Origin of the sequence: Ensifer sp. SL37 (genome assembly GCF_026672675.1) — a bacterium.
Lineage (GTDB): Bacteria > Pseudomonadota > Alphaproteobacteria > Rhizobiales > Rhizobiaceae > Ensifer > Ensifer adhaerens.
Genome location: NZ_JAPPRN010000006.1, coordinates 973,652 through 991,479, shown reverse-complemented (window position 1 = coordinate 991,479; position 17,828 = coordinate 973,652). Strand labels below are relative to the sequence as shown.

12 protein-coding genes are annotated in these 17,828 nt (G+C 63.7%); 8 read left to right on the top strand and 4 right to left on the bottom strand.

Annotated elements, in window-relative coordinates; translation table 11 throughout:
- Positions 1 to 250: 250 nt before the first annotated feature.
- On the bottom strand, positions 251 to 1,876 hold the full coding sequence (gene pgi / locus OVA00_RS16920) for a glucose-6-phosphate isomerase (protein WP_113187515.1): 1,626 nt from the start codon (positions 1,874 to 1,876) through the stop codon (positions 251 to 253).
- A 139-nt stretch (positions 1,877 to 2,015) separates the two neighbouring features.
- Positions 2,016 to 3,716 carry a long-chain fatty acid--CoA ligase gene (locus tag OVA00_RS16915; protein WP_112984418.1) on the bottom strand — a complete coding sequence of 567 codons (1,701 nt, stop codon included), beginning with the start codon at positions 3,714 to 3,716 and terminating at the stop codon, positions 2,016 to 2,018.
- A 336-nt stretch (positions 3,717 to 4,052) separates the two neighbouring features.
- On the opposite strand from OVA00_RS16915, the gene OVA00_RS16910 reads away from it, so the two are divergent.
- From OVA00_RS16910 to OVA00_RS16880, 8 genes are all read left to right on the top strand, one after another.
- Positions 4,053 to 5,288, top strand: coding sequence for an MFS transporter (locus tag OVA00_RS16910; RefSeq protein ID WP_268089352.1), 1,236 nt, complete (start codon positions 4,053 to 4,055; stop codon positions 5,286 to 5,288).
- Positions 5,289 to 5,476: 188 nt separating this feature from the next.
- A complete protein-coding gene (locus tag OVA00_RS16905) occupies positions 5,477 to 6,637 on the top strand; it encodes an AI-2E family transporter (protein ID WP_034797607.1) in 1,161 nt (386 codons plus the stop codon).
- A 327-nt stretch (positions 6,638 to 6,964) separates the two neighbouring features.
- Positions 6,965 to 7,051 (top strand): K(+)-transporting ATPase subunit F, encoded by an 87-nt coding sequence (gene kdpF, locus OVA00_RS40050; RefSeq protein WP_034797217.1) that lies wholly within the window; start codon positions 6,965 to 6,967, stop codon positions 7,049 to 7,051.
- Between the two features lie 86 nt (positions 7,052 to 7,137).
- Positions 7,138 to 8,847, top strand: a complete 1,710-nt coding sequence (gene kdpA, locus OVA00_RS16900) for a potassium-transporting ATPase subunit KdpA (RefSeq protein ID WP_268089351.1) — start codon at positions 7,138 to 7,140, stop codon at positions 8,845 to 8,847.
- 13 nt (positions 8,848 to 8,860) lie between these two features.
- Positions 8,861 to 10,978, top strand: a complete 2,118-nt coding sequence (gene kdpB / locus OVA00_RS16895) for a potassium-transporting ATPase subunit KdpB (protein WP_060581842.1) — start codon at positions 8,861 to 8,863, stop codon at positions 10,976 to 10,978.
- 2 nt (positions 10,979 to 10,980) lie between these two features.
- Complete coding sequence (kdpC, locus tag OVA00_RS16890) at positions 10,981 to 11,550, top strand: potassium-transporting ATPase subunit KdpC (protein WP_060581843.1); 570 nt, start codon at positions 10,981 to 10,983, stop codon at positions 11,548 to 11,550.
- An 82-nt stretch (positions 11,551 to 11,632) separates the two neighbouring features.
- Positions 11,633 to 14,329, top strand: a complete 2,697-nt coding sequence (locus OVA00_RS16885; protein WP_060607157.1) for a sensor histidine kinase — start codon at positions 11,633 to 11,635, stop codon at positions 14,327 to 14,329.
- The gene (locus OVA00_RS16880) at positions 14,326 to 15,018 is read left to right on the top strand and encodes a response regulator (RefSeq protein WP_113079603.1); all 693 of its coding nucleotides are present in this window, start codon (positions 14,326 to 14,328) and stop codon (positions 15,016 to 15,018) included. Before OVA00_RS16885 ends, OVA00_RS16880 begins: the two co-directional genes overlap by 4 nt.
- A 21-nt stretch (positions 15,019 to 15,039) precedes the next feature.
- Here OVA00_RS16880 and OVA00_RS16875 read toward each other — a convergent pair whose 3' ends face one another.
- A complete protein-coding gene (locus tag OVA00_RS16875) occupies positions 15,040 to 16,254 on the bottom strand; it encodes an alpha/beta hydrolase (protein ID WP_051659371.1) in 1,215 nt (404 codons plus the stop codon).
- Between the two features lie 248 nt (positions 16,255 to 16,502).
- On the bottom strand, positions 16,503 to 17,675 hold the full coding sequence (gene ampC / locus OVA00_RS16870; protein ID WP_146749499.1) for a class C beta-lactamase: 1,173 nt from the start codon (positions 17,673 to 17,675) through the stop codon (positions 16,503 to 16,505).
- Positions 17,676 to 17,828: the final 153 nt, after the last annotated feature.

Genomic DNA, 17,828 nt, shown 5'->3' with positions numbered 1-17,828 from the left:
GGGTTCTCCGGACGTTGCTGGCGTGGCGCCTTCCCGTCAGGCCAAAGGTCATGGCCAATGCCTGGATGCAGATGGGGTCGGACACGGACTATTTTCCGCTGCTGTTGAAGCTCGATCTGATGCAGGTGCTGAAACCCGGCGCCACGACGTTGCCGGGTTGTGCAAAATGACGAGGCTTGAGACGCGACAAGCGCCTCAGGCCTCTATCGTCTGGAGCGGTGCGGTTCCGGGGAGAACCGAGCGGATTTGTTTAATGGGCGGCTTTCAGCAAGGCTGCCACCAGACCCGCCGTCGACGAATCGTGACCATCGGCGCTTTCCTTACCTTCGACGACGGGAAGCAGGCCGGTCGCCAGCTCCTTGCCGAGCTCGACGCCCCACTGGTCGAAGGAATTGATGTTGAAGAGCGCGCCCTCGACGAAGACGCGGTGCTCGTAAAGCGCGATCAGGCGGCCGAGCGCGAAGGGATCGAGCTGGTCATAGACGATCGTCAGCGACGGGCGATTGCCGGTGAAGACGCGGTGCGGCGCAATCTTGTCGGCCTTGGAATCGGCCATACCCTTGGCGGTCAGTTGCGCCTTGGCTTCCGCGAGCGTGCGGCCCTTCATCAGCGCTTCCGACTGGGCCAGGCAATTGGCGATCAGCAGCTCGTGCTGGTGACGCAGGTTCTTCTCGTGGCCGTTGGCGGCGATCATGAACTCGGCGGGAATGACGTCCGTGCCCTGGTGGATCAGCTGGTAGAAGGCGTGCTGGCCGTTGGTGCCGGGCTCGCCCCAGACGACCGGGCCGGTCGAGTATTCGACCGGCGTGCTCTCAAGCGTCACCGCCTTGCCGTTCGATTCCATATCGAGCTGCTGCAGATAGGCGGGGAAGCGCGACAGGCGCTGGTCATAGGGCAGGATCGCCCGCGACGGGTAGCCGAGCACGTTGCGATGGTAGAAGCCGAGAAGGCCGAGCAGGACCGGTATGTTCTGACGGATCGGTGCGGTGCGGAAATGTTCGTCTATGGCGTGGCCGCCATCGAGGAAGCGGCCGAAATTCTCCTTGCCGACGGCGATCATCAGCGGCAGGCCAATCGCCGACCAGATCGAGTAGCGCCCGCCGACCCAATCCCAGAAGCCGAAGACACGGGCCTGGTCGATGCCAAAGGCGGCGACCTTGTCGAGCGCGGTCGAAACGGCTGCGAAGTGATGGCCGACGGCAGCCTCGCCGAGCTTACCGGCGATGAAGGCGCGGGCAGTCGCCGCGTTGGTCATCGTCTCGATGGTGGTGAAGGTCTTCGAGGCGATGATGAAGAGCGAGGTTTCCGGATCGATCAGCTTCAGCGTATCGGCGATATGGGCGCCATCGATGTTGGAAACGAAGTGCAGGCGCGGGCCGTCGTGGAAGGGCGCAAGCGCCAACGTCGCCATGACAGGACCGAGGTCCGAGCCGCCGATGCCGATGTTGACGACGTCGGTGATCTTCTTGCCGGTCGCACCTTTCAGCGCGCCCGAGCGGATGCCGTCGGCAAAGGCGCCCATGGCGGCAAGCACGCCGTTGACATCGGGCATCACGTCCTTGCCGTCGACGAGGATCGGGCGGTTGCCGCGGTTGCGCAGCGCCGTGTGCAGCACGGCGCGCTCCTCGGTGATGTTGATGATGTCGCCGCGGAACATGGCGTCCCGCTTCTCCTCGACCTTGGCGGCCCTGGCGACCGCCTCCAATCCGTCCAGCACCTTGTCGTTGACGGCGCATTTCGAATAGTCGAGCAGCAGGTCGCCGAGCGTGGTGCTGAAACGCGCGAAACGTTCTGCGTCGGCGGCGAAGGCCGCGCGGATATCGGTTGCGTTGGTTTGAGCGGCGGTGGCTTTGAGTTGGTCGACAAGCGCTTTCATCGCGGGGCTCCTTGGTCGGACAGGGGTGTCGGACAATCGCCTGCGTAGCTATTCGCTTTAAGTGGACCAAATCAAGACTGGAAAACCGCCGAGGCGGCGGTTTTCAGGATTTTTTAAATCGTTTGAATTTCGGAGTAGTTTATCCGCGCAGATCCTTGCGCAGGATCTTGCCGACATTGGTCTTCGGCAGTTCGGTTCGGAATTCGACGAAACGCGGACGCTTGTAGTTGGTGAGGTTGGCGGCGCAGTGGCGCTTGACCTCTTCCTCCGTCAGTGCTGCATCCCTCTTGACGACGAAGAGCTTGACCGCTTCGCCGGAATGCTCGTCCGGAATGCCGATCGCCGCGCATTCGAGGATGCCCGGATGGGTCATCGCCACTTCCTCGATCTCGTTCGGGAAAACGTTGAAACCGGAGACCAGGATCATGTCCTTCTTGCGGTCGACGATCTTGACGAGGCCGTCGGCGTTCATGAAACCGATGTCGCCCGAGCGGAAGAAGCCATCCGGCGAGATCGCCTTGGCGGTCTCGTCCGGCCGCTGCCAGTAGCCGGCCATCACCTGCGGCCCGCGGATGCAGATCTCGCCGACTTCGCCGATCGCCAGCGTATTGCCCTGGTCGTCGCGGATCTCGACATCGGTGGATGGGATGGGCATGCCGATCGTGCCGGTGAACTCGGTCGCGTCGAGGATGTTGGCTGTTGCCACCGGCGAGGTCTCCGACAGGCCGTAACCTTCGGCGATCGAGCAGCCGGTCATCTGCTTCCAGCGTTCGGCGACCGGGCGCTGGATCGCCATGCCGCCGCCGAAGGTCAACATCAGCGACGAGAAATCGAGCTTCTGGAACTCCGCATTGTTCATCAGCGCGTTGAACAGCGTGTTGAGGCCCGGGAAGATATTGGTGTTGTGCTTGCCGAGTTCCTTGACGAAGCCCGGGATGTCGCGGGGATTGGGGATCAGGATGTTGTTGCCGCCGGTGGCAAGGCCCATCAGCGAATTCACGGTCAGCGCGAAGATATGGTAGAGCGGCAGCGCGCACATGAAGACGAGATTGTCCGGCCGGGTGCGCGAGCGGAACGCCGTCTGGAACCAGATTTCCATCTGCGCCATGTTCGACAAGAGGTTCGAATGGGTCAGCGTCGCGCCCTTCGAGACGCCCGTCGTCCCGCCGGTATATTGCAGGAAGGCGACGTCGCTCGCGGCGACGTTGGGCTTCGTCAGCTTGGCTCGCGCGCCCTTGGAAAGAACGTCCTTGAACGAGAGGTGGCCGGGGATCGACCAGGCGGGAACGAGCTTCTTGACGCGGCGGACCACCAGATTGACGATCGCACCCTTCAGGCCCAGCATGTCGCCCATGGTCGCGACGACGACGTGCTTGACCGCGGTCTTGTCGACCACCTGCTGCACGGTGTGCGCGAAGTTTTCCAGAACGAAGATCGCCTTGGCGCCGGAATCGGTGAGCTGGTGCTGCAGTTCGCGCGGCGTGTAGAGCGGGTTGACGTTGACGACGGTAAAGCCGGCCCTGAGGATGCCGTAGACGATCACTGGGTTCTGGAGGATGTTCGGCATCATCACCGCGACGCGGTCGCCCTTGGCAAGGCCGATCGATTGCAGCCAGGCGCCGATCCTGGCGGACTGGGCGTTGAGGTCGGCAAAGGTCAGCGTCTTGCCCATGCAGGTGAAGGCCGGACGGCTCGAATAGCGGGCAACGGCGTGGTCGAAGAATTCGCCGATCGACTTGTAGGGCAGGGGGCCAATTTCGGCGGCTATTCCGGGTGGATAGGATTTCAGCCAGATCTTGCCTGGGCTGATACCCGTCTGTTGTGCGCTGACTTCCGCCATGACCTCTCTCCCTCTGGTCGCCACAGGCTGGCCTGATGCGGCCTGAGAAAATCCCTCCCGATCCTCTCACGCCGATGAGGATGATGCTTTTGCGACACCTCTTCAAGCTGAGATTCGGAATTATATAACTTTGACGTAAACGTCAACTGAGCTTACGGTTAACAGGCTTCTGCGAGCCTTGCGAAAAAGTATGACGAGAACCGCAAAAGCTTTGCCTGCCGCAGGAAAAGCCTGTATTGCATTGCAGCATATCCCTGTTGGTCCAATCCAACATCCGCCGACATATCCCCCAGATTTTTCTCCGGCCGCAAGGCACGGCGACACTGGCCATTGCCCATGAGTGAGCCCATGTGTGACGAAGCCTTCTCCTCTGCCGTCGATCCGCGCCGCGCCCGTGTTTCTACCGCCGAAGTGGCGCTCGCCGTCGGCGGCTTCGGGATCGGTACCGGCGAGTTTGCGATCATGGGTCTCCTGCCGCAAGTCGCCGAAGACGTATCGGTATCGGTGCCCCAGGCTGGTGCGGTCATCAGCGCCTATGCGCTCGGCGTCGTCGTCGGTGCGCCGCTGATCGCGGTGCTTGCCGCCCGCTTCTCGCGCTTCCGGGTGCTTTTGGTCCTGATGCTGGTTTTTGCCGTCGGCAACTTCGCGAGTGCCGTCGCTCCGGATTTCTACACGCTGATTGCCGCGCGCTTCTTCGCCGGTCTGCCGCATGGCGCCTATTTCGGCGTGGCTGCCCTGGTGGCGGCCGGCCTTGCCGCGCCGAACCAGCGGGCCCGCGCCGTCGGCCGGGTGATGATGGGACTGACCATCGCCACTCTCTTCGGCACGCCGCTCGTCGCCTGGTTCGGCCAGGCGCTCGGCTGGCGCTCCGCGTTTGCCATCGTCGGCGCCATCAGCCTCCTGACCATGGCGCTCACCTTCGCCCACGTACCGCGGGACAAGGGCAACCCGAAGGCGACGCCGCTTCGCGAGCTGGGTGCGCTCGGCAAGCTGCAGGTCTGGCTGATGCTCGGCATCTGCGCCATCGGCTGTGGCGGCATGTTCGCCGTCTTCAGCTACATCACACCGGCGCTGACCGAAGTCGCAGGTGTTTCGCTTGGTAATGTGCCGATCATGCTTTCGGTCTTCGGTGCCGGCATGATCCTCGGCAACATCGTCGGGGCGCGGCTTGCCGACTGGGCGCTGATGCCGGCGATCGGTATTGCCATCGTCTTCAACATCTTCGCCTATGTGCTTTTCTATTTCACCATGGGCAATCCGTGGATCGCCATCGTCAACGTGCTCTTCATCGGCGGTGGCTTTGCCGTCGTCCCTGGCGTGCAGACCCGGCTGATGGATGTCGCCGGCGAGGCCCAGACGCTGGCTGCTGCCCTTAGCCACTCCGCCTTCAATCTCGCCAATGCGCTAGGCGCCTGGCTCGGCGGCGTTTCGATCGCTGCGGGTTATGGCTGGACCTCCACCGGTCTCGTCGGTGCCGTTCTCGGCGTTGCCGGCTTCGGTATCTTTCTCGCCTCAGTCTTCGTCGATCGCGCACAGCCTGCGCGTATGGCTGCAAAACCTGCGGCGGAATGACCGGCTTTATCGAAAGAAAGCCGGGGGCTCTTGAACCCTCCTAAATTTTTCTGTCATGTCCCGCCGCTAGCGTCGGCCACGGCCCTGAAACTACCGTAAAGCAGGGGCAAAGGGGCGGCGCGCGGTGTCAGAGTGGCTGGCAAGGCCGCGGGTTTGCTGTAAGCTCGTCGGAAGACGGAGGATCATTGGTGCAATTGGGTAATCGCGAACGAGAGAATTTCGCCGTGGAGCCACGGCTCCTCGGGCACACTGCCATTTCGCGCCATGCCCTTGTCGGCCCCATGACCGCTGCCCGCTGGATGCTGGTCTTCGTTCTGCTAGCCGGCGTCTATTTCTTCCATGGTTTCGTCGTTCCGGTTCTGGCCGCTGTCGTCATCGGGTTTGCCAGCTGGCCGATCTATCGCCGGCTGCTCGCCGGTGTGAACGGCAACCGGACGCTTGCCGCCACCATCGCGATCGTCTGCGTCATCTCCTTCATCGTCGTGCCGATCTCGATTGCCGCCGTCTATGCGGTCGACGAAGTGCGCGACTGGGTCGTCTGGGCCGTCGAGACCAATGCCAACGGCGCCGTCGTGCCCGCATGGCTGTCGAGCATTCCGATCGCCGGTGTCTGGCTTGGCGAGCAATGGGTCAAGCATATCGGCCATCCGGGCGCGCTCGGCGAACTGGTCCAGCTCGTCAGCGGCTCCAACATCGGCAATATCTACCGCGGCGTTCTGGTCGTCGGTGCCTCGACGTTCCATGCCTTCCTGACGCTGCTGTTCATGCTGATCACGCTGTTCTTCGTCTATCGCGATGGGCAGTCCTTCTCCGGCCAACTCGACAAGCTCGGCGAGCGCATCTTCCCGATGCGCTGGGAACGGCTGTCGCGCGTCGTGCCGCTGACAATCAGCTCGACGGTCACCGGCATGGGCATCATTGCCATCGGCGAAGGCATCGTGCTTGGCGTCGCCTATTGGCTTGCCGGCGTGCCGTCGCCGGTCACGCTCGGCATCATCACCGGCCTGATGGCGCTGATCCCCGGTGGCGCGCCGCTCTGCTTCACGCTGGTCTCAGTCTATCTCGTCGCCAGCGGTTCGCCCATTCACGGCCTGGCGCTGTTCACCTGGGGCACGACCGAACTCTTCATCGTCGACAAGACGCTGCGTCCGCGCCTCGTCGGCGGCCCGATCAAGCTTCCCTTCCTGCCGACCTTCTTCGGCCTCGTCGGCGGCGTGAAGACCATGGGTTTCCTCGGCCTCTTCGTCGGTCCGGTGCTGATGGCGCTGCTCGTTGCGATCTGGCGCGAATGGATGCGCGAAGCCACCACGCCCACCGAAACGAGCGTGAACGAGATTATCAAGGGCTAGGTGCTCTTTTGCCGAACCGGCGGTCGCATACGGGCGGCCTCGGGATCTCTTCAGCTTGTGGCAGATAGGCCGATACCGGACTGGTCCTGCGCCTATGAAGGTCGCCTCCCGCGCTCCCGAACGGATCTTTGCGGGCGTCTTTATCTTTTCCTTATGCCTCCTTCCGACCATCGCAATCGATAATTGACCCGCTGCGGGCGCAAGATCCGGACTTCAACAGTCCGGAGAATTTGCATGTCCGATGTTCTTTTTCTTGCCGCCGGAATCGGCGGCTTTGTCGTGTTCGCGCTTTATGCGCGCGCGCTGAGCCGGCTTTAGGAGGGCGTCATGTTCGAAGCCCTGCTCGGTCTTGCCGTCGCCATCGGTCTTGCGGCCTACCTCGTCGTCACCCTCGTTCGCCCGGAACGGTTCTGACCCGGTTGACGGGGATCGAACCCGTTGGCCGTTCGCATCAGCCGGGCGCCTTTGCGCCGTCCGGCCGCCCTTAGCGGAGTAATCTCATGTCTATCATCGGGTGGCTGCAGATCAGCCTCCTCTTCATCGCCGTCCTGATCGTCATCAAGCCGCTGGGGCTTTACATGGCGCGGGTCTTCTCCGGTGAACGCAACGTTTTTTCACCCGTCCTCGGTCCCGTCGAGCGCGGCCTTTATCTTGCGGCCGGTGTCGATCCGAAGAAGGAACAGGGCTGGCTCGCCTACACGATGTCGATGCTCGCCTTCAGCCTCGCCGGCTTTGTCTCGCTCTATGCGATCCTCCGGCTGCAGGCCTACCTGCCGATGAACCCGCAGGGCTTCTCGGGCATGCCGTCCGATCTCGCCTTCAACACGGCGGTCAGCTTCGTCACCAACACCAACTGGCAGAACTACGGTGGCGAAACCACGCTCAGCCATTTCAGCCAGATGGCCGGCCTGACGGTGCATAACTTCGTCTCCGCCGCGACCGGCATCGCCATGGCGCTTGCCGTCACCCGCGCCTTCGCCCGCTCGAACGCCTCGACCGTCGGCAACTTCTGGGTCGATCTCACCCGTTCGACGCTTTACGTGTTGCTGCCGATCGCCGTCGTCATGGCCCTTGCCATGGTCTGGACCGGCTTGCCGCAGACCTTCCACGCCGATCTGTCGGCAACCACGCTCGAAGGCGCCAAGCAGACGATCTCGCTCGGCCCTGTCGCCAGTCAGGAAGCGATCAAGCAGCTCGGCACCAATGGCGGTGGCTTCTTCAACGTCAATGCCGCCCATCCCTTCGAGAACCCGACGGCCTTCTCCAACTATCTCAACATTTTCGCCATGTTGTCGATCTCGGCGGCGCTCGTCTACACGTTTGGCCAGATGGTCGGTAACCGCCGCCAGGGTTGGGCCTTCATCGCCGTCACCGCGATCCTGCTGATCTCAGGCGTTGCGGTCGTCTACTGGGCGGAAGCCCACGGCAACCCGATCCTGACCGCCCTTGGTCTCGATGCCGCCCAGGGCAACATGGAAGGCAAGGAAGTCCGCTTCGGCCAGGCGATGACGGCGCTCTATGCGGCTGTCACCACCGGTCTGTCGGATGGCGGCGTCAACGGCATGCACGGCTCGCTGACGGGCCTCGGCGGTCTCGTGCCGATGTTCCTGATGCAGCTTGGCGAAGTCCTGCCGGGTGGCGTCGGGTCCGGTCTCTACGGCATGGTGGTCTTTGCGATCCTCGCCGTCTTCGTTGCCGGCCTGATGGTCGGCCGCACGCCGGAACTGCTCGGCAAGAAGATCGAATCCCGCGAGATGAAATACGCGATGTTCGCCGTCCTCATTCTGCCGGTGACGATCCTCGGCTTTGCCGCCGTCTCCGCGATGCTGCCTTTTGCCGTCGCAAGCATCGGCACGGCGGGCCCGCACGGCCTGTCCGAAATCCTCTATGCCTTCACGTCGGCGGCCGGCAACAACGGCTCGGCTTTCGGCGGGCTCACCGGCAACACACCCTGGTACAACACGACGCTCGGGTTCGCGATGCTGCTCGGCCGCTTCGCCTATGCGGTTCCGGTCATGGCGATCGCCGGTTCGATCGCGGTGAAGACCCGCGTGCCGACGTCCAAGGGTACCTTCCCGACCGACACGCCGCTCTTCGTCGGCCTGCTTGTCGGCATCATCCTCATTCTCGGCGGGCTGCAATTCTTCCCGGCGCTCGCGCTCGGTCCCATCGTCGAGCATCTCTCGATGCTTGCCGGTCAGACCTTCTAAAGGAATTCGACACATGTCTTCCAAACCTATCGCACCCAGTCTTCTGGACCCGGCGATCCTGCTGCCGGCGATCAAGGCGGCGTTCATCAAGCTCGACCCGCGCCAGCTCGTGCGCAATCCGGTGATCTTCGTCACCGAAGTGGTCGCAGCCGTGGTCACCGGTCTCTTCGTGCGCGACATCGCCACCGGCACGGGCAGCCCGCTGTTCTCCGGCCAGATCGCCGCCTGGCTGTGGTTCACGGTGCTTTTTGCCACCTTTGCCGAAGCCGTCGCCGAAGGCCGCGGCAAGGCCCAGGCCGACAGCCTGCGCCGCACCAAGTCCGAACTGACGGCGCGCAAGCTCGTTGCCGACGAAGGCCGCGAGACCCAGACGATCCCGGCGACATCGCTGAAGGTCGGCGACCTCGTGCTCGTCGAGGCTGGCGAACTGATCCCCGGCGATGGCGAAGTCGTCGAGGGTGTCGCCTCTGTCAACGAGAGCGCCATCACCGGTGAATCGGCGCCCGTCATCCGTGAATCCGGTGGCGACCGCTCGGCTGTCACAGGCGGCACGCAGGTGCTGTCCGACTGGATCAAGATCCGCATCGGCGTGGCACCCGGCGACACTTTCGTCGACCGCATGATCGCGCTGATCGAGGGCGCGCAGCGCCAGAAGACCCCGAACGAGATCGCCCTGTCGATCCTGCTTTCGGGCCTGACGCTGATCTTCCTGGTGGCCGTCGCCACGCTCTGGGGGCTCGCCGGCTATTCCGGTACCGTGCTCTCGGTTACCGTGCTCGCAGCCCTGCTCGTCACCCTGATTCCGACCACGATCGGTGGCCTGCTTTCAGCCATCGGCATCGCCGGCATGGACCGTCTGGTGCGCTTCAATGTCATCGCCACCTCCGGCCGCGCTGTCGAGGCTGCTGGCGACGTCGATACGCTGCTGCTCGACAAGACAGGCACCATCACCTTCGGCAACCGCATGGCGGCCGACTTCATGCCGGTGCCCGGCGTTACCGAGGCCGAGCTTGCCGATGCCGCACTGCTTGCAAGCCTTGCCGACGAAACGCCTGAGGGCCGCTCGATCGCGGCGCTTGCCACCGGTGAATTTGGCCGCCAGACGCCGGATGTGTCGCTGCCCGCGTCCGACAAGGGCGAGGTCCTGGCGCTCGCCGTCGGCGGCGGCGCAAGCCGGGCCGGCGCGACCCGGATCGACGCGGTCATTCCCTTCGCTGCGGAAACGAGGCTTTCGGGCGTGGACTTCGGCGGCCGCCGGCTGCGCAAGGGCGCCGTCGACTCGATCCTGAAGTTCACCGGTATCCGCGACGAGAACGTGCCGAACGAGTTTCGCCGCGCCGTCGACCAGGTGGCCCGCACCGGCGGCACGCCGCTCGCCGTTGCCGATGGTCCGCGCCTGCTCGGCGTCATCCATTTGAAGGATGTGGTGAAGCCCGGCATCAAGGAGCGCTTCGCCGCTCTTCGCGCCATGGGCATCCGCACGGTGATGGTCACCGGCGACAACCCGGTGACCGCGGCCGCCATCGCGTCCGAAGCCGGCGTCGACGACTTCCTTGCCGAAGCGACCCCGGAGGACAAGCTTGGCTATATCCGCAAGGAGCAGCAGGGCGGCCGCCTGATCGCCATGTGCGGCGACGGCACCAACGACGCGCCGGCACTCGCCCAGGCCGATGTCGGCGTCGCCATGCAGACGGGGACCCAGGCCGCCCGCGAGGCCGCCAACATGGTGGACCTCGATTCCAGTCCGACGAAGCTCATCGAGATCGTCGAGATCGGCAAGCAGCTGCTGATGACCCGCGGGTCGCTGACGACGTTTTCGATCGCCAACGACGTGGCCAAGTACTTCGCCATCATCCCGGCGCTGTTCATCACCACCTATCCGGCATTGGCGGCGCTGAACGTCATGGGCCTCGCCTCGCCGCAATCGGCGATCCTCTCGGCGGTGATCTTTAACGCGCTGATCATCGTCGCCTTGATCCCGCTGGCGCTGAAGGGCGTCAAGTACCGGCCCGTCGGTGCGGCTGCCCTTCTGCGCCGCAACTTGGCTGTCTACGGCCTCGGCGGCATTGTCCTGCCCTTTGCCGGCATCAAGCTCGTCGACCTCGCCGTCAACGCACTCAATCTGGTGTAACCATGCTGAACCAACTTCGCCCCGCCATCGTCATGATCGTGCTCCTGACTGCGATCACCGGCCTTGCCTATCCCTTTGCCATCACTGGCGCGTCGCAGGTGCTGATGCCCGCGCAGGCAAATGGCAGCCTGATCGAAAAGGACGGCACCCTCATCGGCTCCGCCCTCATCGGCCAGAACTTCACATCCGACAAATACTTCTGGCCGCGGCCCTCCGCGACCGGTCCGGACGCCTATAACGCGGGGGCTTCGAGCGGCTCCAACCTCGGTACCACCTCGGTCAAGCTCAGGGATCGTGTCGCAGCCGATGTCGAGCGCCTGAAAGCTGCCGGCCTTGCGGGGGAAATTCCGGCGGATGCGGCAACCACGTCAGGTTCCGGGCTCGACCCGCATATCACGCCGGCCTTCGCCGAAGCCCAGGTCGCCCGCGTCGCCAAGGCGCGGGGCTTGAGCCAAGCGGATGTTGCCGCCCTGGTCGCCAAGGCGACGGAGGATCGGCTGTTCGGGGTCGTAGGCGAGCCGCGCGTCAATGTGCTAGAACTCAACCTGGCCCTTGATGCGCCTCGAACCTAGAGCGGGATGAGGAAAAGTACTTGCGGTTTTCCGCCCGCATCCCGCTCTAAGCTATTAGAATCGATCACGCCTGAGACAATGCATGCCCGACAGTGAACGCGACGCCAAAGGTCGCCCGGACCCAGACGCACTGCTGGCGCTTGCCGCGCAGGACCGCCGGGGAAAACTGACCGTATTCCTCGGCGCCGCTCCCGGCGTCGGCAAGACCTATGCGATGTTGTCGCGGGCCCGCCGGCTGAAGGACGACGGTGTCGATATCGTCGTCGGTCTGGTCGAGACACACGGGCGCAGCGAGACCGCTGCGCTCATTGACGGATTGGAGATACTGCCGCGCCGCGATGTGAACCATCGCGGCCGAATGCTTTCCGAGTTCGACCTGGATGCGGCCCTCGCGCGGCGTCCCCGGATCATCGTCGTCGACGAACTGGCCCACAGCAATCCGGCCGAAAGCCGGCACCCCAAGCGCTATCAGGATGTTGAGGAACTGATCGCCGCCGGCATCGATGTCTGGACGGCGCTCAACATCCAGCATCTCGAAAGCCTCTCGGATATCGTCGCCCAGATCACCGGTGTACCCGTGCGCGAACGGGTGCCGGATACCGTATTGAAGCGCGCTGACGACGTACTACTTGTGGATCTGTCGCCGGCCGAGCTGATCGAGCGGCTGAAGGAGGGCAAGGTTTATCTGCCCGACAGCGCACAGCGCGCCGTCGACCGCTTCTTCCGCCTTGGCAACCTGACGGCACTGCGCGAACTGGCGCTCAGGCGGACAGCCGACCGGGTCGACGACCAGATGGTCGACTACCTCAAGCAGAACGCCATCGAAGGCATCTGGGCAAGCGGCGAGCGGCTGCTCGTCTGCATTGGTTCGGACCCGTTGTCCGAAAAGGTCGTGCGCACGGCAAGCCGGCTCGCCGAGGGATTGAATGCCCCCTGGATCGTCGTCTTCATCGAGCGCGCCGACCGCGAGAGCGGCGACGGCGAAGACGTGCGCCGGCTCGACGAAACCTTCCGTCTTGCCGAACAGCTCGGCGCCGAGACGCGCCGTATTATCGGCAACGACTTCGTCGAGGAAATCCTGAAGCTCGCGCGCCGGGAACACGCGACGCAGATCGTCATCGGCGCGCGCCGCCAGCCGTTCCCGATGCGGCTGTTTCGCCAGTCGCTTCCCGACGCCTTGGCCGAGCGCGTGTCCGGCATCGGCATTCACCTTGTGACCGATCGCGAGACGGTGCCCGTCAAACGGCGAACGAAGATGAAACGGACGCTGCCGCCGGGAAGTGGGCGCGCGATCGGCATCGCCGCCGGGTCGGTCGTCGTCTCGACCGCCGTCGGCCTGCTGCTTGGCCGTTTCGTCGTCCTGCCCAACATCTCGTTGCTTTATCTGCTCGCGGTGCTGGCCTCGGCGACCTATGCCGGTCACATCGCGGCAATCGCGGCAGCACTTTTTTCGGTGCTCGCCTATAACTTCTTTTTCATCAAACCGACCGGCACCTTCACCATCGCCGAGCCGCACGAGGTTTTTGCGCTCGTCGTCTTCCTCGCTGCCGCAGCCCTTGCCGGCAGCCTGGCATCGCGGGTACGGGAGCAGGCAAAGACCGCCCGCCAGCGCGCCGCCGCGACTCAGGCGCTCTATGACTTTTCGCGCAAACTTTCAGGCACCGCCAAGGCCGACGACGTGCTCTGGGCGGCGGTGACGCAGATGCAGTCGACGCTGAAACGCAGTTCAGCGCTGCTTCTGCCTGAGGACGGAGACCTGCAGCTGAAAGCCGCCTGGCCGCCGGACACCGAGCTCGACGTCACCGACATCATGGCGGCGCGTTGGGCGATGGACAAACGCGAGCCGGCCGGCAACGGCACGGGAACCCTGCCGAACAGCCCTTTCCATTTCCGGCCGCTGACGAGCCCGCACGGCGTCGTCGGCGTCTGCGGCTTCGTCCAGGCCGACAAGCCACTGGAGATCAACGAGGAGCGGGCGCTGGCAGCGATCCTCGACCAGACGGCGATCGCCGTCGACCGCGCCCGCCTGTCACGCGAAAGCCTCGACCAGGCCGCAAAGCTCGAGGGCGAGCGCTTCCGCGCTGCCCTTCTTTCATCCATTTCGCATGATCTGAGAACCCCGCTTGCGACCATTACCGGCGCCGTCACCAGCTTGCGCCAGCTCGGTGATCGCATGCCGCCGGAAAGCCGCGACGACCTGTTGCAGTCGATCGAGGAGGAGGGCGGTCGGCTGACGCGCTTTGTCGCCAACCTGCTCGACATGACGCGCATCGAGGCCGGTACCGTCAATGCCAAGCGCGATTGGGTCGATGTCGCCGACGTGGTGCGGGCGGCGGTCGATCGCGCTCGCAAATATTTTCCCGAGCGCGAGATCGAAACCAGCATCGCCCCTGACTTGCCCCTGATGCGGGGCGACAGCGTGCTGCTCGGCCAGGTGCTCTTCAACCTGCTGGACAATGCCAACAAATATGGCGGCGAAGAGCCGATCAGCATCTATGCCCGTACCGACGGCAACGAGATCGTGCTGTCAGTGACCGACCTCGGCAAGGGTATTCCGCCGCGGGACCTCGAGCAGGTCTTCGAGAAATTCTTCCGCCGCGGCAAGGCGGATGGCCGCACTCCGGGAACGGGGCTGGGACTGTCGATCGCCAAGGGCTTCGTCGAAGCGATGGGCGGGCAGATTAAGGCGGAGAGCCCGGCGCTTCGCCGCCGCGGCACGCGCATTTCCATGCGCTTTCCCGCCGCCAAGGCTGAAATCTCCGAAAAGGACCGTGCATGAGCGTGGAGCGTATCCTCGTCGTCGACGACGAACCCCAGATCCAGCGTTTCCTGAAACCCGCGCTGAGTGCTGCCGGCTATGACGTTCGTGAGGCGATGACCGGCGCCGAGGCGCTGAAGGCGGCGGCGACGATGGCGCCGGATGTCGTCATCCTCGATCTCGGCCTGCCCGATATGGATGGCAAGGAGGTCATCGCCAACCTGCGCGGCTGGTCGCAGGTGCCGATCATCATCCTGTCGGCCCGCGACCGGGAAAGCGAAAAGATCGCAGCACTCGATCTCGGCGCCGACGACTACATCGAAAAGCCCTTCGGTATCGGCGAACTGACGGCCCGCATCCGTGCGGCCCTTCGCCACCGGGTGCAGATGGAAGGTGGCCAGACGCAGCTTTCCGCCGATGGCGTGGCGATCGACACGATCAAGCGGGTGGTGACGAAGGACGGCGAGCCCGTCCGGCTGACGCCAAAGGAATACGACCTCCTGGTGATGCTGGCGCATCACGCCGGCCGTGTCGTCACCCACAAGACGCTGCTTACTTCGGTCTGGGGCGTCGCGCACGGCGAAGACCTGCATTATCTGCGCGTCTTCATCGGCCAGCTGCGCGGCAAGATCGAGCGCGATCCGGCCGATCCGCAGATCATCCGTACGGAGCCGGGCGTCGGCTATCGCTTCGTCGGCGACGAGGGCTGACGGCGGGCTGCCGCCAAGCCCTTACTTTATCTTCACCGGCGTCGGCATGTCGGTTGCGAGCGTGTCTCCGACGACCACCTTCTTCTTCTTCGCCGGCTGCGGGTTTTCGAGGATCGACACAGGCGCCGAGACCGTCACGGCCGCGACGTTGCCGACGTTTCTCGCCGTGCCGGCAACGACCGCGGCAATGCCGGTTCCAACCGAGATATCGGAATCTGTGAGCGTCTGCCCCGTGGCGAGCCGCGTGCCGATGAGCTGGACGATCTCGGGGCTTTCCGCAAACTTTCCGTGGTGCAGGCCGTCCTCAGACTTGACCTTTGTCAGATCGATGGCAGTGATGCCGGCCCTTTCAAGCTGAGTGCGATAAGGCTCTGCCGACGGGTCGATTGCGCCAAGGCGTGAAACGTCGCCCGAGATGAAGCTCGAAAGCGCCAAGGCGCGGTCGTCCTGCGAAACGAAGATGGTGAACTTCGGCCGTTTCTTGCCCATCTCGACAAACTGCTTGGCGAAGACATCGAGATCGATATCGGGCGAGGCGAGGATGACGTTCTCGATCTTGGACGGCACGTTGCCGTCGCGGATGCCCATCTGCCGGAGCGATTCCATCGTCAGCCAGGTACCCATGGAATGGGCGAGGATGGTTATGCTTTTGACCTTCGGCGCGTCGGATAGCTTTTTCAGAATGTCTTCGAGCGCCGTGCGCGAATAGTTCGTGCTTTCCTTGTCGTAGTTGTAGTCGAACACGTTGGCGCGCGAAGGCCAGGTGAAGAGAACCGGCGTTGCCTGGACCTCCGAGTCATGCACGATCTGCGCCAGCCGGTAGACCGAATCCTCGTAGCGATTGTTGAAGCCGTGCACGAAGACGAAGGCATTGCCGCCGACATCGTGCTGCAGGAACCAGGACTTGGCTTCATCGAGCGACTTGAGCTCGTTCACCCGCGTGACGGCGAATTCCTTGGCCGGATCCGGCGGCAGCTTGCGCGGCCATTGCACCGTGCCCGACTTGCGTGCCGTTTCCGGCGGGATCGAAACCGCGACGTCGGTAAGGAAAGTATTGGCGTCGCGCTCGCCGGAAAAGAGCGTTGCCGGATCGCCGGAGGGTTCGCGCGTGGTTGCGACAAGCATGTCGACGGTGGATGCGCCCGGGACCGGAGTGGTGAGTGCGACGGGCGCCATCACACCCTTGGCATGGCCGCCGCAGCCGGCAAGCAGCGTCAGCGCAGCAAGCACGAACATTGTCCGCCCCCTGCCTGCGCCTCCCCGATGTAACGAACCCTGAACTCCCACCCATTCGAACATCGGCATCCCCACATACGCCTGAACTCGACTGCATCTGATCGCGCTTTCGCGAAATGCAGATGACAATACTCGGCGTCAATATGCAAGCAGGCGCTGATTGAAGATTCGCTACAGAGTTGTTGATGGATGTCGTTTCCCGTGTCGCGGGCTTGCCGCGACACGAAACCGACGCGGGCGATCTGCCGTTACTTCGCCGCCGCTTCCAGCGACTTCAGGATCGCGTGGGCAGCCTTGATCCTCTCGGGGTTCGGGTAGTTGCGGTTGGCAAGCAGCACGATTCCGATCTTCTTCTCCGGTACGAAGGCGACATAGCCGCCGAAGCCGTTGGTGGAGCCGGTCTTGTTGTAGAGCGTCGAGCCATCGGGCCGCTTCGGGGGATCCAATGCCTTGACCGGGTTGCTTTTCAGGGCCATGTCGCGCGAATTGCCGTCGAGCAGCCGCTCCAGCGAAACGGGGTAGGGGTATTGTTCCCAGCCCAGCCCCTGCACCATCTTGCCGCTATCGAAATATCCGACATGGGTGCCTTCGACCGCCTTGCGGATCGCGCCGTCGAGAAGTTCAGGCTGGATGTTGGTTTCGACGAAGCGGATCATGTCTATCGCCGATGACTTTACGCCATAGGCCTCCGCGTCGAACGTACCGGCAGTGACGCGAATTGGCTTGTCGGCCTTGCCGTAGCCCCAGGCGTAGCTGCCCATCTGGCTATCGGGAACGCGGACATAGCTGTGCTTCAGGCCGAGCTTGGGAAAGATCTCGCTTTCGAGAACCGCGCTGAAGCTACCGCCCATCGCTAAAGCCGCGGTGTGGCCGAAGAGGCCGATGCTCGGGTTGGAATAGCGACGCTTCTTGCCGGGCTTGGCCTCCGGTTTCCATGTGCTGAAATAGCCGACCATGTCGGCGTTGCTCTTGACCGCATCGGGAAACTGCAGCGGCAGTCCGCCAGCCGTATAGGTGGCAAGATGCAGGAGGGTCGCCTTGTCGATTGGCGTGCCCGCAAAGGCCGGGATGTACTTGCCGGGATGATCGTCGAAGGAGAGCTTGCCGGTGACCTGCGCATAGGACGCCAGTGTCGCGGCGAAGGCCTTGCTGATCGAGCCCAGTTCAAACAGCGTATTCTCGGTAACCGGTGCGTTCGTTTCCTTGGAAGCGACGCCGTAGTTCAGGAAGTAGTGCCGGCCTTCAACGGTGACGGCGACGGCCATGCCCGGCACCTTGTGTTCGCGCATGATGGGGCGGATCGCCTTGTCCACGGCAGCGGCAATCTGCGCCCGCTCGCCGCCTTCGGCGAAGGCGCTGGACGCCAGGGTCGCAAGGATTGCAGTAGAAAGACCTAATTTAATTGTCGCCATTCTATCCATTCGATGTGTTCTCTCTCGATAGGTATGCTGTCGGTGGCGCGGGCGTGGGAGGCCGGCCGGCCACGGTCGGAGATGGTGTGTCGGATCCGAGCCGGCGCTTTGCTGGCCCATGTCCCGCCAGGCCATGGAGACCCTGCAAGAAGTGCCCAACGG